The organism is Streptomyces stelliscabiei (genome assembly GCF_014873495.1).
In the GTDB taxonomy this organism is placed as follows: Bacteria; Actinomycetota; Actinomycetes; order Streptomycetales; family Streptomycetaceae; genus Streptomyces; species Streptomyces bottropensis.
Genome location: NZ_JADBGF010000001.1, coordinates 2,311,138 through 2,333,538 on the forward strand (window position 1 = coordinate 2,311,138; position 22,401 = coordinate 2,333,538).

At 71.4% G+C, this 22,401-nt stretch carries 21 protein-coding genes; 5 read left to right on the plus strand and 16 right to left on the minus strand.

Annotation, left to right across the window (positions count from 1 at the left end; translation table 11 throughout):
* Positions 1–3: 3 nt before the first annotated feature.
* A complete protein-coding gene (locus tag H4687_RS10095; RefSeq protein WP_046916881.1) occupies positions 4–2,811 on the minus strand; it encodes a penicillin acylase family protein in 2,808 nt (935 codons plus the stop codon).
* Positions 2,812–3,146: 335 nt separating this feature from the next.
* Between H4687_RS10095 and H4687_RS10100 the strand changes: the two genes are divergently transcribed.
* Positions 3,147–3,749 carry a hypothetical protein gene (locus H4687_RS10100; protein ID WP_046916880.1) on the plus strand — a complete coding sequence of 201 codons (603 nt, stop codon included), beginning with the start codon at positions 3,147–3,149 and terminating at the stop codon, positions 3,747–3,749.
* Between the two features lie 172 nt (positions 3,750–3,921).
* Here the strand turns inward: H4687_RS10100 and H4687_RS10105 are convergent, their stop codons facing one another.
* Entirely contained in the window at positions 3,922–4,443 is a 522-nt protein-coding gene (locus H4687_RS10105) for a hypothetical protein (protein ID WP_046916879.1), read from the minus strand.
* 291 nt (positions 4,444–4,734) lie between these two features.
* On the opposite strand from H4687_RS10105, the gene H4687_RS10110 reads away from it, so the two are divergent.
* Positions 4,735–5,811, plus strand: a complete 1,077-nt coding sequence (locus tag H4687_RS10110) for an RNA ligase (ATP) (RefSeq protein WP_046916878.1) — start codon at positions 4,735–4,737, stop codon at positions 5,809–5,811.
* Positions 5,812–5,839: 28 nt separating this feature from the next.
* Here the strand turns inward: H4687_RS10110 and soxR are convergent, their stop codons facing one another.
* Complete coding sequence (soxR, locus tag H4687_RS10115) at positions 5,840–6,346, minus strand: redox-sensitive transcriptional activator SoxR (RefSeq protein WP_046916877.1); 507 nt, start codon at positions 6,344–6,346, stop codon at positions 5,840–5,842.
* Between the two features lie 108 nt (positions 6,347–6,454).
* On the opposite strand from soxR, the gene H4687_RS10120 reads away from it, so the two are divergent.
* The gene (locus H4687_RS10120) at positions 6,455–6,916 is read left to right on the plus strand and encodes a MaoC family dehydratase (protein WP_046916876.1); all 462 of its coding nucleotides are present in this window, start codon (positions 6,455–6,457) and stop codon (positions 6,914–6,916) included.
* Positions 6,917–7,067: 151 nt separating this feature from the next.
* Here the strand turns inward: H4687_RS10120 and H4687_RS10125 are convergent, their stop codons facing one another.
* The 5 genes from H4687_RS10125 to H4687_RS10145 form a co-directional block, all read right to left on the minus strand.
* Complete coding sequence (locus H4687_RS10125) at positions 7,068–7,772, minus strand: polysaccharide deacetylase family protein (protein WP_046916875.1); 705 nt, start codon at positions 7,770–7,772, stop codon at positions 7,068–7,070.
* Positions 7,769–8,467, minus strand: coding sequence for a glycoside hydrolase family 11 protein (locus H4687_RS10130; RefSeq protein WP_046916874.1), 699 nt, complete (start codon positions 8,465–8,467; stop codon positions 7,769–7,771). The genes H4687_RS10125 and H4687_RS10130 overlap by 4 nt, the downstream gene beginning before the upstream one ends.
* A gap of 321 nt (positions 8,468–8,788) precedes the next feature.
* Entirely contained in the window at positions 8,789–9,415 is a 627-nt protein-coding gene (locus H4687_RS10135; RefSeq protein WP_005485102.1) for a TetR/AcrR family transcriptional regulator, read from the minus strand.
* 118 nt (positions 9,416–9,533) lie between these two features.
* Complete coding sequence (locus tag H4687_RS10140) at positions 9,534–9,821, minus strand: YiaA/YiaB family inner membrane protein (protein WP_005485101.1); 288 nt, start codon at positions 9,819–9,821, stop codon at positions 9,534–9,536.
* Between the two features lie 183 nt (positions 9,822–10,004).
* Complete coding sequence (locus tag H4687_RS10145; RefSeq protein ID WP_046916873.1) at positions 10,005–11,156, minus strand: acyl-CoA dehydrogenase family protein; 1,152 nt, start codon at positions 11,154–11,156, stop codon at positions 10,005–10,007.
* A gap of 75 nt (positions 11,157–11,231) precedes the next feature.
* Here H4687_RS10145 and H4687_RS10150 point away from each other — a divergent pair, with 75 nt between their 5' ends.
* Entirely contained in the window at positions 11,232–11,876 is a 645-nt protein-coding gene (locus tag H4687_RS10150; protein ID WP_046916872.1) for a TetR/AcrR family transcriptional regulator, read from the plus strand.
* Between the two features lie 90 nt (positions 11,877–11,966).
* Positions 11,967–12,944 carry a DMT family transporter gene (locus H4687_RS10155; protein WP_046916871.1) on the plus strand — a complete coding sequence of 326 codons (978 nt, stop codon included), beginning with the start codon at positions 11,967–11,969 and terminating at the stop codon, positions 12,942–12,944.
* A gap of 91 nt (positions 12,945–13,035) precedes the next feature.
* On the opposite strand, the gene H4687_RS10160 is transcribed toward H4687_RS10155, so the two are convergent.
* The 8 genes from H4687_RS10160 to H4687_RS10195 form a co-directional block, all read right to left on the minus strand.
* Entirely contained in the window at positions 13,036–14,361 is a 1,326-nt protein-coding gene (locus H4687_RS10160) for an MFS transporter (RefSeq protein ID WP_046916870.1), read from the minus strand.
* A 154-nt stretch (positions 14,362–14,515) separates the two neighbouring features.
* The gene (locus tag H4687_RS10165; RefSeq protein WP_046916869.1) at positions 14,516–15,601 is read right to left on the minus strand and encodes a Zn-dependent alcohol dehydrogenase; all 1,086 of its coding nucleotides are present in this window, start codon (positions 15,599–15,601) and stop codon (positions 14,516–14,518) included.
* A 38-nt stretch (positions 15,602–15,639) separates the two neighbouring features.
* Positions 15,640–17,028 (minus strand): aldehyde dehydrogenase family protein, encoded by a 1,389-nt coding sequence (locus H4687_RS10170; RefSeq protein WP_046916868.1) that lies wholly within the window; start codon positions 17,026–17,028, stop codon positions 15,640–15,642.
* A gap of 223 nt (positions 17,029–17,251) precedes the next feature.
* Positions 17,252–17,722: a DUF3574 domain-containing protein gene (locus tag H4687_RS10175; protein WP_046916867.1), complete on the minus strand. Its 471-nt coding sequence runs from the start codon at positions 17,720–17,722 to the stop codon at positions 17,252–17,254.
* Positions 17,723–17,866: 144 nt separating this feature from the next.
* A complete protein-coding gene (locus H4687_RS10180; protein ID WP_078907270.1) occupies positions 17,867–18,754 on the minus strand; it encodes a class F sortase in 888 nt (295 codons plus the stop codon).
* On the minus strand, positions 18,741–19,367 hold the full coding sequence (locus H4687_RS10185) for a hypothetical protein (RefSeq protein WP_063784590.1): 627 nt from the start codon (positions 19,365–19,367) through the stop codon (positions 18,741–18,743). Before H4687_RS10185 ends, H4687_RS10180 begins: the two co-directional genes overlap by 14 nt.
* A gap of 169 nt (positions 19,368–19,536) precedes the next feature.
* Entirely contained in the window at positions 19,537–20,736 is a 1,200-nt protein-coding gene (locus tag H4687_RS10190) for an MFS transporter (protein ID WP_046918669.1), read from the minus strand.
* A 92-nt stretch (positions 20,737–20,828) separates the two neighbouring features.
* A complete protein-coding gene (locus tag H4687_RS10195; RefSeq protein ID WP_046918670.1) occupies positions 20,829–22,301 on the minus strand; it encodes a CitMHS family transporter in 1,473 nt (490 codons plus the stop codon).
* Positions 22,302–22,401 lie beyond the last annotated feature (100 nt).

Sequence of the window (22,401 nt, forward strand, 5' to 3'; positions counted from 1 at the left end):
CGCTCACCGGTGCGAGGTGAACTCCACGACCTGCTGGTAGGTAGGCCGGTTCTGCCAGCTGATCTTGTTGTGCTTGATGCCTCCCAGGGGCTGCTGGATGATCGAGTCGGCGCACCACTGGTCGCCGGCCGAGCAGTACGCGTCGCCGGGGTAGACCTGTGCGGCGGTCTTGCCGGCCGCCTCCTTGAGGGTGTTGATCAGCAGGGTGCGGCAGGCGCTGAGGCTGCCACCGCCGCAGTACTGGTTCGCCAGCGGGCCCCGCACCGTCTCGCCCAGCACCGAGCGGATGTCCTTGTCGACGTAGCTCCACCAGCCGTACTGGAAGGAGCTGCCGGCGTGGGAGCCGGTGGGGCCGTGCGCGGCCGACGGGGACTCGTCGATGGGGAGGTTGGCGGTGACGGCGGTGTACAGGTCGGTGCCGAGGCCGGGTTCGAACTCGGCCTTCACCAGCAGCGGCCACCAGGCGTCCAGGATGCGGATCGCCTCGGCGTTGGCGTAGGTCTTGGAGCCGGCGGAGGTCTCCGTGCGCTTGGCACCCGAGGTGACCCAGGTCTGGAGCTTGGTGACCGCCGCGGCGGCCGCGGAGTCCGTGACCGTGCTGCTGTTGATGACCTTGAGCAGGTCCGGGACGACGTCCTCGGCCCGCAGGTCGGCGAGGCCCGCCTCGGCCATCGCCCTGGTCAGCGAGGCCCGGGTGACCCCACCCGCCGCGACCAGTTTCTTCACCCGGTCGTCGAGGAGGTTGCCGCGGTGGACGGAGCCGTCGCCCCAGGAGGCCGTGGTGTAGTCCGCGGCCTGTTTGTTGTTCCAGGAGATGTAGTAGTCCTGGTCGACGGAGTTGGGGTGGGCGGAGGGCGCGGTGTAGTCGGCGGTGTTGGTGGTGGGGTTCCAGTTCCGCCACTCGTAGGCCGACTGCGCCCAGGCCGGGAACTCGGGGTCGACGGCCGCCGCGCGCACCGGGTTGTCACCGCTGTTGTAGTACGCGGTGCGCGTGGAGTCGGCGTAGAACCAGTTGAAGGTGTAGTTGATGTTCTGGACGGCCTTCTGGAAGGTCTCCGGGCCCTTGACGTAGTCCGGGTCGTTCAGCATCTGGAAGCCGATGATCGACTCGGCCTCGTTCAGGTACGAGGAGCGCAGGGTGGTGTAGGCGACCTTCTTGCCGTCGACCGTGGCGCGGTGCGTGACGGGGCCGTACTTGGTGCGCCAGACCTGCATGCGGTAGGAGCCGGCCGGGGTGGAGTCGGCGGTGGTGGGCTTCCAGGAGTTGGTCTGCTCGATCTTCTCCATGGCCGTGCAGGTGCCGTGGTAGAGGTAGTGGACGTCGTCCTGGCACAGCTCGACCGCGTACGCGTCGATGATGTCCTGGCCGGAGGTGGTGGCGCTCCAGGCGTAGTCCTGGCCGCGGCCGAGTTCGACGTACATGCTCAGTCCGGCGAAGGAGGCGCCGCGGGCGCTGATGCCGGGGCCCTGGATCTCCTGGAGCATGAGCAACTGCGGGGCGAAGTAACCGGTCTGCGGGCCGAAGACGGCGACGGGATGTCCGCTCGCGGTGTGCTCGCCGCCGACGACGAGGGCGTTGGACATGCCGCGCCGGGCGGAGCTGAGGGCGCTGTCGGTGGCGGCGGAGGACAGGGTGGTGGAGGCCTTCGTGGCCGCGCTGCCGGTGCGGTCGTACACGAGGGGTTCCTCGGCCACCGTGCCGTCGTCGGGCAGGGCCATGCCCTGCGGGTTCGCGGGCTTGGTGGCGTAGGGGAAGCTGCCGTCGTGGACGGTGAGGGCGGCCTCGGGGTCGTTGCGCTCGCGGAAGGACTCCCAGACCTTGGTGCCCTCGGTGACGCCGTACTTCTCCTGGGCGGCCAGCAGGGAGAGGGCGTTGTTGACCTCGCCGCCGCCTCCGGAGCCGAAGAGGGCGCCGATGACGGAGGCCAGGGCGACCAGGTCGGTGGTCTTGAACTTCTCGATGGTGCCGGCGTTGGTGACGGAGTCCTTGTGGCCGGTCAGGACGTACTCGCCGGGGAAGTAGCGGCCGCTGTCGGAGGCGTCGATGTAGGCGTTGATGCCGGCGACGTAGGCGTTGACGTCGGCGAGGGCCAGCTGCCCGCGCTCGCCGTTGCTGGCCACCGCCTTGTCGATCTGGGCCTGGAGGTCGGCCTCGGTGTAGGGGGCGTGACGCCAGAACTCCTGTTCCAGGCCCTGGTTGGAGGGGGCGCCGCCGGCGAACGGGGTCAGCTTGCCGCGACCGACGTGGCGGAAGACGTCCATCAGCCACAGCCGGTCCTGGGCGGCGGCGTAGCCCGCGCCGAACTCGGTGCCGTAGCGGGTGGTGCCCGTGATGTGCGGCACACCGGTCTTCTTGTCGCGGACGATCGTGACGTCCGTGCGGCCCGCCGGGCTCAGGGTGGAGGCGACCTGACCGGAGGGCACGCCGAAGGAGGCGTCGTTGAAGAAGGTGTTGATGGTGGAGTTGGTGAGGCCCGGGTAACCGGTGGCCAGGTTGTTGTACGGGCCGAGCTGGTTGCTCGCGTTCTCCGGCATGGAACCGAAGGCCTGGTTGAGGAGGATCTGGGCGAGGGTGGCGTTGCCGTTCTGACCGGGCGGCAGGATGTCGGAACACTGTCCGCCGCAGTGATCGGTGACCGCTGCCGAGGCGGCCGTGTCGGCCGCCGCAGCCGGGGCGGCAGGGGAAAGAGGCGACAAAAGACCGGCAACGAGTGCGCATATCGAAGCGGCCTTGAGGAACTCCGGGAATCGACGGGGAGTTCTCAGTCTGTCGAGTGCGGTGCGTGAGGGGCGTGGGGTGCGCCAGGGCATGGCAGCTCCTACCGACGAGGGTGGGCCGGATGTTACCGCCGGTATCCCCGGCTTTGAAGATGAACATGCGTCACGTTTTTTGGATCACCGCGTAGCGGACAGGTGATGGACAGCGTGAACAGGTACTCAGAAGTAGTCGTAAGCAGACGAGAAGAAGTCAGAGACAGTCAGACGTAGGTAGGAACGGTTCGTGAACGGCTCAGTAGACGACTTATGGAGGTCATCGGAAATCGGATGGAGCCGAATCGCGTGTCGATACGTCTATTCGGCGACGTCCCGACGACGACGCCGAAGTGACCGAAGTACAGGTGCAGGTGTGACGGAGGTGCAGGGCGATGGCTGGTTTCCGGAGTCTGGCAAGACAGGTGCGAGATCCCAGGTGCGATCTGGCACTGCGGCGTTATTCGCTGCGCAAGTGCCTTGAGCGCTTCGCCCCCTACGGGCATCGGGCGACCTGGGACCACCTGTGCTCACGGGCCGGGTTCGGACCCGAGGACCGCGACCCCGACCCGGCGCGGCTCGTGGCCGCACTGGAGGAGTTGGAGGAGGCCCGCTCCGTGTGGCTCGACTACGAGGTGCAGTTCGCGCGGCGCCGCAAGAAGGAGAAGCACGACGGTCTGCGCCGGCCGGGCAGTGTCGACGACTGGCACCGGCTGACCTGGGGAGGCTTCGGAGTCGCGTGGTGCGACGACCCGAACGTCCATCCCCGTGAACCGATGGCGGAGGTGCTGCGCCGGCTCATCGCCGCGCTGGAGCGCGAGCCCGGCTCGACCTGCCCGGTGTGCGAGGGCGACGGGCTCGTGTGGAGGTACGACCTGGCCCACGAACCGTCCTCGGGCCCGGTCTGCGCGGAGTGCGGAATCGTGGTGCCGCGACCGGTGCTCACACCCGAGGCCCTGGCGGAGTCCAGGCGCGGACGGCTGCTGATCTCGGCGTAGCACGACGGGGGTGCGCCGGGGATGCCGCACCCCCCGTGCAGGTGTGGTACGGCCGTGGCGGGTGGGCCGTGTTGCGGTACGGCCGAGTGCGGGTGCCGCCGTGTGCCGGTGCGGCCGTTGCGGGTGAGGCCGTGTTGCGGGTACGGCGCGAACCGCCCGTACGGAGTGACGCCTACGGCTCCTTGACGTCCGTGTGGATGGCGAGCTTGAACTCGGCGAGGGTGAGCGCCGTGGCCCGCCTGGTGTCCCCCGACCCACGCCCGGATATCTTCAGCCCGAGCGGCATGCCCTTGTGCACGAACATCTGCCACAGGAAGGTGCGGTGCTGCCCGCCCCGGGTGGACATGCCGTCCGTCGTGGCCGTCGAGTCGTACTTCTTCTTCGTCAGGCTCAGCGGATCGCGCACGAAGCGGGCCCGGTACTCCAGTGTCCTCGGGTCCGCCTCCCAGAACACCATCGCCGAGAGCACGCCCCAGCCGTCGTGGCTGGGCCAGATCAAACCGGAGCGCGCATCGGGGAACCTCGACGGGGTGGCGCCGCCGTTCGCCGGATCGTGCATCTTCCAGGGGTCGTAGGACTCCTGGGTCTTGTCGTACGGGAAGCGCACCAGGTGGTAACCATCGGGATCGTAGGTGATCCGCTGGACGCCCGAGTGCGCCTCCTCCCACTTCAGTGAACATATGACGACGCTCATCGGCGCCCCTTTGCTCGTGCCGGAGGGTGCCGTTCCACCCCCTCCGTGCCCATGACAGAGTTTCGGGGGAAGCGGTTGCGGCGCGAAGGGAGAACGCGCCGGGGAGCGCGGATTCACAGGTTCGCGTGCCGCCCCGTCGGCGCCTCGCGCGGACGCGCTCCCGCCCGTGCCCGGCGGCCGGAGGCCGGGACCTTACCAGCGGCAAATCCCCTCGCTCCACCCCTTTCCCATGACGACAGTGGGGGTGATGACACAGCCCTGAGCAACCCAGGAACCCGAGGGAGAGCCCCTATGTCGACGCTGCGCGTCACCGCCGAAGTGCTGACGATCCACGAACACCCGAACGCCGACGCGCTCGAACTGGCCCAGGTCGGCCTGTATCGAGCCGTCGTGGCGAAGGGCGCGTACCGCACCGGTGACACCGCCGTCTACATCCCCGAGCAGTCCGTGCTCCCGGCCGAACTGATCGAGGAGCTGGGGCTGACGGGGCGGCTCGCGGGGAGCGGGGCGGACCGGGTGAAGGCCGTGCGGCTGCGCGGCGAGCTGTCCCAGGGCATCGTCTGCCTGCCCCGGGCGCTCGCGGACCTGGACCTGGCCGCCGCCGCCACGGACGGCACGGACTTCGCGGAGCGGCTCGGCATCGTCAAGTGGGTGCCACCGATCCCGCCGACGATGAGCGGCGAGGTGGAGTCGGCGCCGGATCTGCTGCCCTGGGTCGACATCGAGAACATCCAGCGCTATCCGGATGTCTTCACGCCCGGCGAACAGGTCGTCCTGACGGAGAAACTGCACGGCACGGCCTGCCTGCTGACGTACTTCGCCGAGGACGGCCGCGTCCAGGTGTCCTCGAAGGGCTTCGGCGCGAAGGCCCTCGCCCTGAAGGAGGACCCGCGCAACCTGTACTGGCGTGCCGTCCACGGCCATGAGGTGGCCGAGACCGCGTCCCGGCTCGCCGAGCGGCTGGGAGCCCGCCGCGTCGGGATCTTCGGCGAGGTCTACGGCGCCGGGGTGCAGGATCTGACGTACGGCGCCGACGGCCGTCGCGCCACCCTCGGGTACGCCGTGTTCGACGTCTCGGCCGACATCGACGGCCGGATCCGCTGGCTGGACCCGGCCGAGCTGTGCGAGCTGCTCGACGGTGAACTGCCGCTCGTGCCCACGCTCTACGAGGGGCCGTACGCCATCGACCGGGTGCTGGAGGTGGCCACCGGCCGGGAGACGGTCTCCGGGCATGATCTGCATCTGCGTGAGGGCGTCGTGATCCGGCCGGCCACCGAGCGGTACAGCCCGGTGACCGGCGGGCGGGCCATCGCCAAGGCGGTCAGCCCGGCGTACCTGACCCGCAAGGGCGGCACCGAGTACGAGTGAGCCGGGGGCGGGGCCCGGGAGTCGCCGCTCAGCGGCAACTCCCGGGCTCCTCCTCCCGCTTGTCCTGCCGTTCCGCCCTCCGGCGCTCGACCAGAAGACGGGAGCCGCTGCGGCTCTGGCCGAAGGCGTCATCGGGGTTGGACAGCACGCAGGTGGCCAGGGACAGACAGCCGCAGCCGATGCAGTCGGTGAGGTGGTCGCGCAGCCGGTTGAGCTGCTTGATCCGTTCGTCCAGTTCGGATCGCCAGACCTCGGAGAGGTGGGCCCAGTCCTCACGGGTCGGCGTCCGCTCCTCGGGCAGCTCGGCGAGCGCCTCGCGGATCGTGGCGAGCGGGATGCCGACACGCTGCGCGGCGCGGACGAAGGCCACCCGGCGCAGGGCGTCCCGGCTGTAACGGCGTTGGTTGCCCGTCGTGCGGCGACTGCTGATCAGCCCCTTGGACTCGTAGAAGTGCAGCGCCGAGACGGCGGCACCGCTACGGGCCGACAGCTGGCCGACGGTCAACTCGTGGATCTTCTCAGGGATCTGGGGCACCCCTCCGAGCCTACCCACACCCGAAAGGGTCACCGTCCGTTGACAGGGGCCCCGCCGCCGACCATGCTAAGCAGTCGCTTAGATATGTGGCACCAGGGAGGCCGGGACATGGCAGAGCCGAGGATCTTCACGTCCGCCGAGGAACTGAAGGCGGCGGTGGGTGAGCAGCTGGGGCACAGCGACTGGCTGGAGGTCGATCAGAAGCGGATCGATCTCTTCGCCGAGGCCACCGGTGACCACCAGTGGATCCACGTGGACCCGGAGAAGGCGGCGGTCGGCCCCTTCGGCACGACCATCGCCCACGGCTATCTGACCCTGTCGCTGCTCCCGTTGCTGGTGCCGCAGATCCTCAAGGTCGAGAACGTGAAGATGGGCGTCAACTACGGCACGAACAAGGTCCGTTTCCCGGCACCGGTCCCGGTCGGTTCGCGGCTGCGCGCCACGGCGACCCTCCAGGAGGTCACGGAGGTCGGCGGCGGCGTGCAGGTCACGGCCGCGGTCGTCGTGGAACGCGAGGGTGGGGACAAGCCGGTGTGTGTCGCGGAGTCGGTGTCCCGGTACTACTTCTGAGCCGGTGCCGCTTCTGTGCCGGTGCGGTGACGTGGCCCGGTGGGTTGGCGCGGTGCGGTGACGTGGCCCGGTGCGGTGGCGCGGCGGTCGCGGCCGTCGCGCCACCCGCCGTGCCACCCGCCGGGTTCCGGCGGGTGGCACGGCCGCGCGCCTACGCGGGTGCCACGGCGCGACCGGTCTGCGGTGAGATCATCCCGGCGCACAGGCCCCGGCCGGCCAGCCCCCGCGCGATGCGCGGGACGGCCGCGAGGGTGTTCGCGGACCAGTCGTGCATGAGGATGACCTGACCGTTGGTGAGCCGGGCGGCGGCCTGCACGATCGCGTCCGTGCCGGCCCCGTTCCAGTCCTGCGAGTCGACGTTCCAGATGATCTCGGTCAGCCCGTACCGGGCGGCGACCGACCGCACCGTCGCATTGGTCTCGCCGTACGGCGGCCGGAACAGCCTGGGAGTGCCACCGCCCGCCGCCGCGATGGCCTGCTGGGTCCGGGAGATCTCCGAGTCGATCTGCGCCTGACCCAGCTGGGTCAGGTGCGGATGGGTGTAGCTGTGGTTGGCCACCCACATACCGGCGGCGACCTGGGCCCGGACCTGGGCGGGGTTGGCGGCGGCGGACTGGCCCTGATTGAACATCGTGGCCCGCAGCCCGTTCTGGCGGAGCGCGTTGAGCAGGGCCGGGGTGTTGCCTGAGGGGCCGTCGTCGAAGGTGAGGCCGACATACCCGGTGCAGGCGGCGGCTCGCGCCGGGGCGGCCTCGGCGGCCGTGAGCGCGAGGGTGACGGTGCTCGCGAGAGCCGTCGCGACGACCAGCGTGCGCTTGCCCAGGTGACGGAGCAGGCGGCGTGGTCCGGTGGTCACGGGGCCACCGCGATGGAGGAGTTGCCGCTGCTCCGGTATCCCTCGGTGGCCATGATCATGTAGTACCGGAAGCTGCCGAGGGGCATCCCCGCCCGGGCCCAGGCGTCGAAGTGGTTGCCGGTGGTGATGGTCCCACCCGTCCGCCTCGACTGACGGACGCTCCAGTACTGGTCGAAGGTGCGGTTGCCCTCGACGGACGGGGCGTTGTAGCGCGTCGTGCGGTAGATGTCGTACGTGCCGCCGTCGCTGCTGACCGTGCCCCGGTAGGTCCCCGTGGGCCGGTAGTTGCCCCAGTTGTCGACGATGTAGTACTCGACGAGCGGACTGGCCGTCCAGCCGTAGAGGGTCAGATAGGCGTTGCCGGACGGATTGAACGAGCCCGAGTAGCTCACGGTCCTGCGGGAGCCGTTGCTCCAGCCCTTGCCGGCGACGAAGTTCCCGGTGTTGTTCCAGGAGGTGCGGTAGTTGCCGCCGGAGGCCAGGGTCATGGAGACCGTGCCCGGGGCGTCGGTCCAGAACGAGTAGTAGAACCCGTTGTCGGTGCCGGTCCGGTTGCTGGTGATGACCGTGTCCGCGTGGGCGGTGCCGGGCAGGGCCACCGCTGTCGCGGCGGCCAACGCGGTGGTGCAGAGCCCGCCGATGAAGAGCCTGCGGCTCGGGGGCGGGGTGGGAGTGGGTGCGGATGCGTCGTTCATGCGCGCGTCCTCCTCGGGCTGTCGGGGGTTCGCCCTGTCATCCCGGGAGTGTTGGCCTGCTCCTGTCAACTGTCAATACTTTCGGCAGTGATCCCGAAACATTCGCAGGCTGTACCAGCCATGATCCACCACAGACCGCTACCACCGATCGCCCTCTCGCCCCGAATCTTCGAATGTTTCGAAGATGCCGCCGACCGAACAGGCCGCAACGCCCCGCAGCGGGGCGCGGAGTCGCGCGCAGGACCGCAAGGGGGTTCGGGTCGCAGGGGGGTTCGGACGGCAGAGGCGTCCGGGCCGCAGAGGCGTCCGGGCCGCTCCCGGCTACTTGGGCGCGGCCACCATGCGCAGGACGAGGTCCGCGTAGAGGGAGCCGACCTCGTCGGGGGTGCGCGGGCCGTTGACGTTGAACCAGCGGGCGACGTCGATGCAGAGGGAGAGGATGGCGACGGTGGTGCCCCGCACGTCGGGGACGTCGAAGTCGCCCGCGGCGACACCGTCCTCGATGATGCCGCGCACGGCCGCGTCGTTCTCGCGGCGCAGGGTGACGATCTCGGCGCGGGCGTCGGGGCCGAGGGCGTCCAGCTCGTACTGGACGACACGGGCCACGGTGTGCTGCCCGGCGTGCCAGCGGACGAAGGAGCGGACGGCCTCCGCGAGACGGTCGGCCGGGCTGCCGTCACCCTCGGCCGCCGTGCGCAGCACGTCGAGGGCCTTCTCGTGGCCGATGCGGCTGATCCGGTGGAGCAGCTCTTCCTTCGTCTTGTAGTGGATGTACAACGCGGCGGGGCTCATGCCCGCGCGGCCCGCGATGTCCCGGGTCGTCGTCGCGTGGTAGCCGCGCTCGGCGAAGGCCTCCACGGCGGCCACCAGCAGCCGCCGGGCCGCGTCCGGGTTGACCTCGCCCCACGGCTGCGGCTCGCCGCCCGCCGTGTCCTCCGCCGTACTCATCGCTCGTTCGCCCCTTCCTGTGGCCGGGCACCACCATACCGCCGAAAGGTGAGCGGGCGCTTAGAAGGCCCGCTCAGGGCTGTGACGTACGGGCCGTGCCGCACCGGGACGGGGCTCGTCAGAGCTTTTCGAAGGGGTCGTGCTCCGCGAGGAGCTTCTCCAGTCTGGCCTGGTCGACCCGGCTGACGATGCGCCCGGCCTCCTGACGGTCGCGGATCACCTTGGCCAGGGTGAACGCCGAGGTGACGAGGTAGAGGACCGCGACGGCCAGGAAGGCGCGGACCCAGGTGTCGGCGTCGAGGTTGTAGATACCGACGGTGGTGGCCGCCATGGCGACGGCGAAGGACGCGACGGACTGGCCGTAGAAGGCCGCGGTGTTCTGCTGCTTGACCGGTGTCTCACTCATGGGGACATGGTTCGCCGGATATGGCCCGGACCGCATCCGTCGGGATACTCAGGCGGCGGCCTCCGGATACTCAGTCCGGCTCGTCCCGCTCGTCGTCCGACCGGGCCCTCCGAGCCGCTCGTCCGCCCGGCTCGTCCGACCGACTCGGCCGTCCGCCCTCGCGTCCGTCCGTCCGCCCGCGGCTCAGAACGCCGAAACGCCCGTCAGCGCCCGCCCGATGAGCAGTTTCTGTATCTGGCTGGTGCCCTCGTAGAGGGTCATCACGCGGGCGTCGCGCAGGAGCTTTCCGGCCGGGTACTCGTCGATGTAGCCGTAACCGCCGAAGACCTGAAGGGCGTTGTTCGCGGCGCGGACGGCGGCCTCGGAGGCGAAGAGCTTGGCCATGCTGGCCTCGGTCGCGAAGGGCTGCCCCCGGTCGACGAGGTCGGCGACGCGCCAGGTCAGGAGCCGGGCGGCGTCGACGTCGACCGCGATGTCGGTGAGCAGCTCCTGCACGAGCTGGTGGTGGGCGATGGTCCTGCCGAACTGTTCGCGCTCGCCGGCGTGACGGACCGCCGCGTCCAGGGCGGCCTGGGCGATGCCGACGCAGCCGGCGGCGACCGACATCCGGCCCTTGGCGAGCGCGGACATGGCGACGGTGAAGCCCTTGCCCTCCGGTCCGAGCAGGGCGGAGGCGGGAACGCGGACCTCCTCCAGGACCAGTTCGGCGGTGGCCTGGCCACGCAGACCGAGCTTGCCGTGGATGGGGCGGCGGGTCAGGCCGGGGGTGTCGGTGGGCACGAGGAAGGCGGAGACACCCTTGTGGCCGGGAGCGTCGGTGGAGCGGGCGAAGAGGAGGACGACATCGGCCCAGGTGCCGTTCGTGATGAACGTCTTGGTGCCGCTGATGACGAAGTCGTCGCCGTCCCGGACCGCACGGGTGATGAGGTTGCCCGCGTCGGAGCCGGTGCCGGGTTCGGTGAGGCCGAAGCAGCCGACGTACTCCCCCGACGTGAGCCCCGGCAGCCAGCGGCGCTTCTGCTCCTCGTCACCCCAGGCCGCGACGGTCTTCGCGACCAGACCGAGGGAGACGGAGACGATGCCGCGCACGGAGGAGTCGCCCCGGCCCAGCTCCTCGGTGACCAGGCAGTACGCGAGGTGGTCACCACCGGAGCCGCCGTACTCCTCGTCGACGGTGAGCCCCAGGAAGCCCACCTCGCCGAGCTTCTTCACGATGGCCCGGTCGACCTCCTCCGCACGGTCCCAGGCGATGACGTGCGGGGCGATCTCGCGCTCCACGAAGTCCCGCGCGAGCCGGCGTACGGCGGTCTGCTCCTCGCTCAGCTCCAGGTTCACGCGACCCGCCTCTCGTCCGTTCTCCATTTAATTACCACTGCTAGTTTTAAGGGCGCAGCCCCTACTATGTGCGCCATGGCCAGACCGCGCAAGCCCCTGCTGAGCACCGACCGCATCGTGGAGACGGCGCGGGCGCTGGTGGACACGGAGGGGCTGGCGGCGGTCTCCACGCGACGGCTCGCGGCCGAGCTGGGCGTGAGCGGACCGTCGCTCTACAACCACTTCCGCACCATGGACCAGATCCTGGAGGCCGTCGCCGACTCGGTGAGCGCGCAGGTCGACCTGTCGATGTTCGAGGACGGGCGGCCCTGGCGGACCGCGCTGCACGACTGGGCGGTCTCGTACCGGGCCGCGCTGCGCGACCACCCCAACATCGTGCCGGTCCTCGCGCGGGGGCCCGGCCGGCGGCCCGCCGGGCTGAAGGTCGCCGACGTCGTGTTCGGGGCCATGGTCGAGGCGGGGTGGCCCGCGGCGCAGGCCACGTCCATCGGGGCGTTGATGCGGTACTTCATCATGGGGTCCGCGGTCGGGTCCTTCGCCGGGGGCTTCGTGGACGACGAGAGCGCGTACGACCCGGCCGACTATCCCCATCTCGGGCAGGCGCACCTGCTGGCGGAGCAGCAGGAGAAGGTCGACGAGCGGGCGTTCGAGGTGGGGTTGCGGGCGTTGCTGGACGGGCTGGAGCAGCAGTACGCGCGGGTCGGGCGACGGGATCTCTAGGCACCGACCGACGGCGACGCCGAGGCCCGCGGAGGCCCGCGTCCGAAAACCGCGAGCCCGGACGGCGTCGCGGCGCCTAGCCTCGGCCCCATGACGAACACCTCCCGCGCCGAACCCACCCGCAAGGTCGACCTGCTCGCGGCGGGGGCGGCGACCGTCACCGTCGTGCTGTGGGCGTCGGCGTTCGTGTCGATCCGGAGCGCCGGAGAGGCGTACTCCCCCGGCGCGCTGGCGCTCGGACGGCTGCTGGCCGGGGTGGTGGCGCTGGGGGCGATCTGGCTGTGGCGCGGCGAGGGGCTGCCGCCCCGGGGCGCGTGGCGGGGCATCGCGGTGTCCGGGGTGCTGTGGTTCGGGTTCTACATGGTCGCGCTGAACTGGGGCGAGCAGCAGGTCGACGCGGGTACGGCGGCGCTGGTCGTGAACATCGGGCCGATTCTCATCGCCCTGCTCGGCGCCCGGCTGCTGGGTGACCCGATGCCGCCCCGGCTGCTGGCCGGCATGGCGGTGTCGTTCGCGGGCGCGGCCGCCGTGGGGCTGTCGATGTCCGGCGAGGGCGGAGCCTCGGTGCTGGGTGTCGTCCTCTGTGTGCTCGCGGCCGTCGCCTACGCGGGCGGGGTCGTCGCCCAGAAGCCCGCGCTGGGTGCGGCGAGCCCGCTGCAGGTGACCACCTTCGGCTGCCTCGCGGGAGCCGTGGTGTGTCTGCCGTTCGCCGGGCAGCTGGTGCGGGAGAGCGCCGCCGCGCCCGTCCAGGCGACCCTCAACATGGTGTACCTGGGCGTCTTCCCGACCGCGCTGGCCTTCACCACCTGGGCGTACGCCCTCGCCCGTACGACCGCGAGCCGGATGGGCGCGACCACGTACGCCGTGCCCGCGCTGGTCGTGCTGATGTCGTGGCTGGCGCTGGGCGAGGTGCCGGGGCCGCTCACGCTGGCCGGTGGCGCGCTGTGCCTGGCGGGGGTGGCGGTGTCGCGGTCCCGGGCGCGTACGCGGGAGGCGGTGCCCGGCGCCGGTGCCGCGGTCCCGGAGGTCGTTCCGGAACCGCGGCCCGGGCCGGGCGCGCGTGGTTAGTCCTGCGGCTGGCCGGGCTCGCGAGGTCGGTCCTGTGCCCGGGCCGGGTGCGCGAGAGGGCCTGGTTTCCGCTGCTGGAGGGTCTGGGCGTTCAGTCCTCCGGTCGTGAACCCGCCCTTCCCGCCAGGATCTTGATCGACACCAGGGCGATGACCGAGAGCCCGATGATGTACGCGGAGACCGCCATGGAGGTGCCGGTGGCCTCCAGGAGCAGGACCATCAGGAACGGGGCGAGGCCACCGCCGAGGACCGCGGCGATCTGGTAGCCGAGGGAGGCGCCCGTGTAGCGCATCTCGGGGGTGAACAGCTCGGCGAACAGGGCGGCCTGCGGCCCGTACATGATGCTGAGGAAGCAGCTGGCGACGAAGGTGCCGACGGCCAGCCACAGCAGGGAGCCGGTGTCGATGAGCAGGAACAGCGGGACGGCCCACAGGGCGATGCCGGCGGCGCCGAACGCGTAGATCCGGATACGGCCGACGCGGTCGGACAGGGCCGCGGCGGCGGGGATCAGCACCAGCTGGGTGAGGCTGACGCAGAGGGAGACCGCGAGCACCGCGCCGCGCTTCATGCCGAGTTCGCGGGTGGTGTAGTCGAGGACGCCGGTGATGAGGATGTAGAACGTCGCGGTGTTCACGGCGAAGGAGCCGCCGGCCAGGAAGACCGTGCCGAGATGACCGCGCAGGATCGTCCTGAGCGGGGAGCTCTGCTCGCCCTTCTCCTGCTCCGCCAGCTTCCGTTCCGCCGCCCGGAATTCGGGGGTCTCCTCCACATGACGGTGGATGTACCAGGCGAGGCCGAGGACGAACAGGCCGACCAGGAAGGGCACGCGCCAGCCCCAGGCGGTGAACGCCGAGTCGTCGGTGGTCGCGCCCACGACGAGGAACATCGTGTTGGCGCTCACCACGCCGATGGGGACGCCGAGCTGCACGAAGCTGCCGTACACCCCGCGTTTGCCCTCGGGGGCGTACTCGGTGGCCAGCAGCATCGCGCCGCCCCACTGGGCGCCGACGGCGACGCCCTGTGCGACCCGGAGGAGGACGAGCAGGATCGGGGCGGCGATGCCGATCGTCTCGTACGTGGGGAGCAGGCCGATGGCGGTGGTGGACAGGCCCATCAGCGTGAGGGCCAGGACCAGCATGGGCTTGCGGCCCCGTTTGTCGCCGAGGTGGCCGGCGACGATGCCGCCGAGGGGACGGGCGAGGAAGCCGACGGCGAAGGCGGCGAAGGCGGCGAGGACTCCTGCGGAGGAGCTGCCGGCCGGGAAGTAGAGATCGCCCAAAACCAGGGCGGCGGCTATGCCGAAGACGAAGTAGTCGTACCACTCGACGGCCGAGGCGAGTGCCGCGGCGGTGGCGACCTTGCGATGACTCTGGGGACGGGAGGTGGTGGCGGGGGAGGAAACTGGAGCGGTGTCCATGCGAGCACACTCCGGTGGGTGCGGGGACGTTCCGGGGAACGTACTGACCGGACGGTATGGAGGTCAACGGTCGTGCACGGGTCGCTTCGCGTGGGGTGGGTGGTCCGGGTGCCGGGGAGCGGGGGCGACCGGCCCCCGCTCGGTGGCACCCGGATCAGAACGTCACCAAGGCCCTGCCGCCCTTGCCGGCCCGCATGTTGTCGAAGGCCGCCGGGATGTCGGCGAGGGAGATGCGGTCGGTCACGAGGACGGACAGGTCCAGACGGCCGGCCCGGATGTGGTCCGCGAGGACGGGGACGTCACGGGCCGGGTCGGAGTTGCCGTAGACGCAGCCGGAGAGGGTGCGGCCCCAGTGGAAGAGTTCCAGCGCGTTGAAGGTGACCTGCTGGTCCTTGCCGCCGATGCCGACGACGGTGGTGCGGCCACCGCGCCGGGTCGACTCCCAGGCCGTCCGGATGGTGACCGCGCGGCCGACGCACTCCACGGCGACGTCCACCCCCTGCTTGCCGGTCAGGCCGCGGATCTCGCGGGCGGTGTTCTCGGAGGCGACGACATAGTCGGTGGCTCCCGCCGCGCGGGCCAACTCCTCCTTCGCCGGGGAGACGTCCACGGCGACGATCCGGGACGCGCCCGCGATCCGCGCGGCCTGGAGGGCGGCCAGCCCGACACCGCCCACCCCGAACACGGCGACGGTCTCGCCCTCCCGGACCCGGGCCGAGTGGTGGACCGCGCCGTATCCGGTGAGCACGGCGCAGCCGAGCAGGGCCGCGTCGGTGAGCGGGACGCCGTCCGGGGCGGGCAGCACACACCCGGCGGCCACGACCGTCTCCTCCGCGAAGGCGGCTACGTTCAGCCCGGGGTGCAGGTCGGCGCCGTCGCAGACCCGCCGGGCGTGGATGTCACCGGCGCCGACCAGCGCGTTCGCGCACAGCCACACCTCGCCGAGCGAGCAGGCGTGGCAACTCCCGCAGGAGGGAGCCCAATTGAGGACGACGCCGTCGCCGGGTGCCACATGCGTGACCCCCTCGCCGACCGCGAGGACCGTGCCCGCGCCCTCGTGGCCGAGCACGGCGGGCACGGGCACCCGCATGGTGCCGTCGGACAGCGACAGGTCGGAGTGGCAGACCCCGGCGGCGGCGAGCCGCACCCGGACCCGGCCGGGCCCCGGGTCCGGCAGTTCGATCCCGGTGATCTCCAACGGGGCACCGACGGCGGGCAGTACGGCGGCTCGGACGGCCATGGGGGACGCTCTCCTACGTTCGCTGGGAAACGGCTCGCTCAGAACTGCAGGGACTTGGTCTGCAGGAACTCGGCCAGGCCGTGGGGACCGAGTTCGCGGCCCACGCCCGACTGCTTGTAACCGCCGAACGGGGCCAGCGGGTTGAAGCGGCCGCCGTTGATGTCGACCTGGCCGGTGTCCATGCGGCGGGCGAAGGCCACGGCCTCGGTGTCGTCACCGGCCCAGACGGCACCGGCCAGCCCGTAGACCGTGCCGTTGGCGATCCGCAGGGCGTCGTCCTCGTCCTCGTAGCGCAGGATCGACAGGACCGGGCCGAAGATCTCCTCCTGGGCGACGGTCATCTGCGGGGTCACGTCGGCGAGGACGGTGGGGCTGACGAAGTAGCCCTGCTCACGCGGGGGTTCGGCCCCGCCGGCGATCAGGCGGGCGCCCTCGGCCACGCCCTGCTCGATGTAGCCCCGCACCCGCTCCCGCTGCTTGGCGTTGACCAGCGGGCCGATGCGGTCGCCGTACTTCGCGGCGGCTTCGGCGGCCAGCCCGACGGCCTCGTCGTACTGGGAGGTGTGGACGAGCATGCGGGTCCAGGCGCTGCACGTCTGACCGGAGTTGGACATGACGTTGGCGACGCCGGTGGCGACCGCCTTGCCCAGGTCCGCGCTCGGGAGGATGACGTTGGCGGACTTGCCGCCGAGTTCCAGCGCCACCTTCTTGACGGCGGCCCCTGCGGTCGCGGCGATGCGCCGGCCCACGGCCGTGGAGCCGGTGAAGGAGACCAGGTCGACGCCGTCGTGCTCGGCGAGCGCCTGTCCGGCGACCGGGCCGAGACCGGTGACCAGGTTGAACACCCCGGCGGGTACGCCCGCCTCGTGGACGGCCTCGGCGAAGAGCTGGGCGATCAGCGGGGTGTCCTCGGCCGGCTTCAGCACGACCGTGCAGCCCGCGGCGAGGGCCGGGGCGACCTTGGCCACGATCTGGTGGAGCGGGTAGTTCCAGGGCGTGATCGCGCCGACGACGCCGATGGGCTCGTGGTAGACGGTCGAGTTGCCGATGCGTTCCTCGAAGGGGTGCTTCGCGGCCAGCTCGGCGTACGATCCGGCAACCGCGACCGGCAGGTCCGCGTGCACCCGCTGGGAGAACGGCAGCGGTGCGCCCAGCTCGGCCGTGACCGTCTCGGCGATCTCCTGCCGGCGCGCGGCGAGCGCGTCGCGCAGTGCGCCGATGAGCGCGCCCCGTTCGGCGGGCGGGGTCGCGGCCCAGCCGGGAAGAGCGGCGCGCGCGGCGCGCACGGCGGCGTCGACGTCCTCGGCGGTGCCCGCCGGGACCCGGTCGATCACCTGCTCGTCGGCCGGGTTCACGACCTCGATCGCGCCGGTCCCGGCGGCGGGCCGCCAGCTACCACCGATGTACATACCGTCGTGTGCCTTCATCGCGCTGCCTCCCGAGCGGGCGTGGTCGTCCGCCTCAAAAACTAGCCCTGATAGTTTTCCGGCACCAGGGCCTTGAGCAGTGAGGCAGGACTCGTCGGCCGAGGGGTTCGGACCCGGGTGAGGGAGAGGCGGCCCCGGTCGGGCCGGACGCCCTGGTCGTGCCGGACACCCTGGTCCTTCCGGTGTCCTGCCCCGCCGACGTTCCTGCTCCGCCGGTTCCGGCTCAGAAGTCCACCCGGGTCCGGTCGTCCACCCGGGCCACCGCCTCCTGGGCGAACTCCTTCCGGTAGTCGCCGCGGATCTCCTCGATCTTGTGGTCGTTCGCGGTGGCCGCCGTCACCGGATACAGCAGCAACAGCTCGTACGACCGCTCCTTCTCGATCGCGCCGCTCGCGTCCCGCCACTGCCCGCGTCCCTCCCGCACGGTCAGGCCGTCCGGGAACCCGGGGGTGACCCGGCGGTCGACGAACGCCGTGAACTGCTCCGCGGTGACGGCCGGACCGCCGCCCGGGCGTTCGGTGCCGAAGAACAGCCGCGTCTCGATGTACGGCGTCCCGCGCGCCGGGGCGATCACGGGACCGCTGGGGGCGCTTTCGGCGAGGGTGGCGTACGCGGTCGGGGCGCCGGCGGTCAGCAGGCAGACGGCGGTCCCGAGCGCGACGCGCGTACGGGTGAGGGTGGGGAGTCGGGTCATGTGATCAGCTCTAGTGGAGTCGACCGCTCCGGATCAGTCGGCCGCGCCGGTACCGGTCCGCGCGTGCGCCCGTACGCCCCAGGGGCTCGCCAGGGGCGTACGGCACGCACCGCGCGCTCCGGATGCACGGCGGGCGCGCCGGATTCACGGCTTGCGCGCCGGTTCCCGGGTCGCGGTGAGATGGGCGAAGACGACGACGTTGCTCGCGTAGCCCTTGCGCCGGTCGTACGTCCCGCCGCAGGTGATCAGGCGCAGCTCGGGGCGACCGCGGTGCCCGTACACCTTCTTGTTGGGGAAGCGGCTCTTCTCGTACGTCCGCACGGCGTCCACCGTGTAGACGGCGGTGCGGCCGTCGGCCCGCAGGACCTCCACGATCCGGCCGGGCTTGATCACGTCCAGCGCGGCGAACACGGCGGGGCCGGTCCTGGTGTCCCGGTGGCCGACGACGACCGCCGTACCGGGCCCGCCGGGCGCGGGACCCTCCGCGTACCAGCCGACCAGCTCGGGCTTGTCGTCCGGCGGTGCGGGAAGCCGCCGCCCGCTGTCGAGGCGGAGCGCGGTCACCGGTGCCTCGATGCCGAGGTAGCGGATGGTGACGGTCTTCGCCGGGGACGGCGGCAGCGTACGGGGCCGGGCGGGCCGCTTCGGGCCGGCGGGGGTGGAGGCAGGGGCGGAGGCGGTGGCGGGGGCGGACCGCGTGGGCTCGGTGGGAGTCGGGCGTACCGGCTCGGCCGGGGCCGTACGCCCGGCCGGCGCCCCCTGGTCGGTCGCCTCGGTCGGGGGCGGGGTGCGTACGGGCTCGTCGGGGGGCGGGGGCGTGAAGTGCTGGGAGGCCTGCGCGCCGGGCGCCCCCGCACCGCGTGCCCCGGAATCGGCCCAGGCGGAGGGGGCGTCGGCGGCCGCGGTCCGCTCCCGGTGCTCCGCCAGGTGGACGCCGCCCACCACCAGCGCGACGGTCATCACGACCGTCCGCGTCAGGCGGTAGGCGCGCGTCCGGTACCAGGGCCTCGGCCGGCGTCTACGCGGCGCCATCGGCGCGACGACGGCGCAGCCGCAGGTAGGCCACCCCGCCGACCGCGGCGAGGCCCACGGCGGCCGCGCCCGCGACGGGCGCGAAGTCCTGGGTCATGGCGAGACCGCCGGCACCGGCCGGGACGGCACCCTCGGGACCGGCGAGACCGGCGGGCGGGCAGTTGACGTTGATGCTCCTGCGCCCCTCCTCCAGCGTCCCGCCCACGGTCCTCCAGGTCAGCACGTACTCCCCGTCGGGAAGCCGCGCGGCGTTCTCGGGCGCCACGGGCGTGCTGTGCCCGGTACCGTCGGCCGCGAGCGTGATCTCACCCGTGGCGACGGGGTCGGTCCGCGGCGCGGGGGGCTCGTTGTCGATGGTCCAGCTGATGCGCTGCGACGGCGTGGGGTCCTCGGGGAAGTTGAAGGCGGAGAGGTAGAAGTCGCAGACCAGCGGCTGGTTGCGCTGGTTGTCGAACGGGAAGCCCACCTTGTGGATCACGACGTCGGGGTCGCCCGGGGCGGCGACGGCGGCCGGTGCCGTGATCAGGCTGGCTCCCGTGACGGCGAGTGCCGCGAGGACGGTGGCGGCACTCGCGCGCACTCCGGCGGGGCGCGGGCGGGACGAGGTGGACATGCAGAACCTCCGAGTCAGACGATTTTCACACAAATCGCTCTTTCGCCTGACTCTCTGTCACATCACACCGGGCGTGGGGGGAGCCGCGCCCGACACCCCGTCAGATATCCCCCTTCCGGCCCAGGCGGACCTCCAGCCGGAAAGGCCCTCCCCCTCACCCCTCCCCGCCCTACGCGGTCTCCGGCCCGCCGCTCCCCCGCCCCGGCTGCGCCGGTGAGCGCAGGGCGATGCCCGCCGACACCAGCAGCAGCGCGCCGAGCATCACGAACGGCGCGGCCACACCCGCGACACCGGCGATCAGACCGGCGGCGGCGGGTGCCCCGGCCTGCCCCAGCCGGTTCCCCGTCAGCCGCAGCGCGAGGGCGGTGGACCGCGCCTCGTGCGGCGCCGCCTGCACCACCGTCGTCATGGACAGCGGCTGTCCGACCCCGAGACAGAACCCGAGGGCGGCAAGGATCAGGGCCAGCCCCCACACCGGCACCGGCACCGCGATCCCGGCGCACAGCACGGCCCCGAGCACGCAGGTGACGGTGAGCAGCGCGGTCCGGCCCAGCAGGCGCAGCATCGGGGTCATCACCAGACGGCACGCGATGGTCGCCGCCGCCCGCAGACTCAGCAGGACACCGATCACCGAGGGCGCGATGCCCCGGTGTTCACCGACCACCGGCAGATACGCGGTGAGGATGTCGGTCGCCGACAGCACGGCGAGGCTGATGAAGATGCCGCCCGGCACGCCCCGGGTGCGCAGGATGCGGTGCACGGGCACCCGATCGCCCTGCCAGGTACGGGACTTGGGCTCGAAGGGGCGCTCTATCCGCCACAGCGAGGTGAACGCGACCGCGGCGCCGGCGCCCGCGACCACCAGGGCCAGGGCGCTCGTGCGGGCCATGTCCGGACCGCCGATCAGGGCGCCCGCGGCGATCGGGCCGACCAACTGGCCGAGGGAGGCGCCGATGGTGAAGTGACCGAAGTTGCGGTCGTGTTCGTGCGGCGCGGACTGGCGGGCCACCAGCGACTGGGCGCCGATCACGAAGGAGAGGTGGCCGAGGCCCATCACACCGCTCCATACGGCCATCGCCACCAACGAGTCGGCCAGACCGCTCAGGACACAGCCGCCGGATATGAGGACGACGCCGACCGGCAGCAGGGGCGCGCACCGGCCGTGGTCGGTCCGGCGGCCGAGCGGGACGGCGGCGAACAGCGGGAGCAGGGCGTAGACCCCCGCGATCACACCGATGGCGCGCTCGTCGGCGCCCAGCGCGAGGGCCCGGTAGGACACGGCGGGCCGGGCCATCGACACCGCCCCCTGCGCGAAGCCGAAGGCGATGACGAGGCGGAGCAGCCAGCCGCGGTTCCTACCGGGCCTCACGATGCGGGTCCTCCTTGGGACGTTCACGCCGGTGCGGGCGAACGTCGCACCGGCGCGGGGGAGTCGGGCTGCGGGGAGTCGGACTCCGGGGTTCAGATGATGCCGAACAGCACACCGGCGCCGAGGATGATGAGCGAGGTCGCCGCCGCCCACTTCACCACGAACTTCGTGTGGTCGCCGAACTCGACCTTCGCCATGCCGACGAGCACGTACACGGCCGGCACCAGCGGGCTGGACATGTGCAGCGGCTGGCCGACCAGGGAGGCGCGGGCGATCTCCAGCGGCGAGACACCGTGGGCGGCGCCGGCCTCGGCGAGGACCGGGAGGACACCGAAGTAGAAGCCGTCGTTGGACATGAAGTAGGTGAGCGGCAGGCTCAGGAAGCCGGTGACGAGGGCCATGTGCGGGCCCATGCCGCCCGGGATGCCGTCGACGATCCACTTGGCCATCGAGTCGACCATGCCGGTGCCCTGGAGGACGCCGGTGAAGACGGCGGCGGCGAAGACCATGCCGGAGACGTTGAGGACGTTGTCGGCGTGGGCGGCCAGCCGGTCCTTCTGGTCGGGGATGTGGGGGAAGTTGACCGTCAGGGCGAGCGCGGCGCCGAGCAGGAAGAGGACCGGGATCGGCAGCCACTCCATGATCATGGCGGTGAGCAGCGTGACCGTGAGCAGCGCGTTGAACCAGTACAGCTTGGGGCGCAGCGTCGGGCGGTTGGGGTCCAGGCCCTGGAGGCGGACGTCGTCCTCGGCGTCGTCCTCGGCGTCGGTGCCGGAGCCCGCGCCGCCGGTGGTCTTCGCCGTACGGAGCTTGTCGTCGCCGGAGTGGGACCCTGCGGCGGACGCGGCGCCCGCGCCGACGAGGACCGTCTCCTCGGAGCCGGTGGTCTCCCCGTCCTCGGCGCCGTCCTTGACGATCTTCTCCTGCTCCAGTACCTCGTCGAGGCTCAGCACACCGAGGCGCTTGCGCTCCCGCAGGCCGAGGAAGTAGGCCAGGACGAAGACGAAGAGCAGGCCGACGAGGAGCGCGGGGATCATCGGGACGAAGATGTCCGCGGCGTCGAGCTTGAGCGCGGTGGCGGCGCGGGCGGTCGGGCCGCCCCAGGGCAGCGTGTTCATCACGCCGTTGGCGGTGGCGGCGACACCCGTCATCACGACCAGGCTCATCTTCAGCCGCTTGTACAGCGGGTACATCGCCGAGACGGTGATCATGAAGGTCGTCGAGCCGTCACCGTCCAGGGAGACGATCGCGGCGAGCAGGGCCGTGCCGACGACGATGCGCAGCGGGTCGGCCTTGCAGAACTTCAGGATGCCTCGGACGATCGGGTCGAAGAGACCGACGTCGATCATCAGGCCGAAGTAGACGATGGCGAACATCAGCATCGCGGCGGTGGGCGCGAGGTTGCCCACCCCCTCGATGACGTAGTCGCCGAGATGGGCTCCCTTTCCGACGAACACACAGAAGAGCGCGGGGATCAGTACGAGCGCCGCGATCGGCGACATCTTCTTCATCATGATCAGGACCAGGAAGGTCGCGATCATGGCGAAGCCGAGGATGGTCAACATGTGGATACCTAACGTTCGCCCTTGAACTCCCACCAGGGCACCGGCGGTGCGACGACGTTAGGGCGGGTCCACAAGTCTTAACAAGGAGTTGACATGCGAG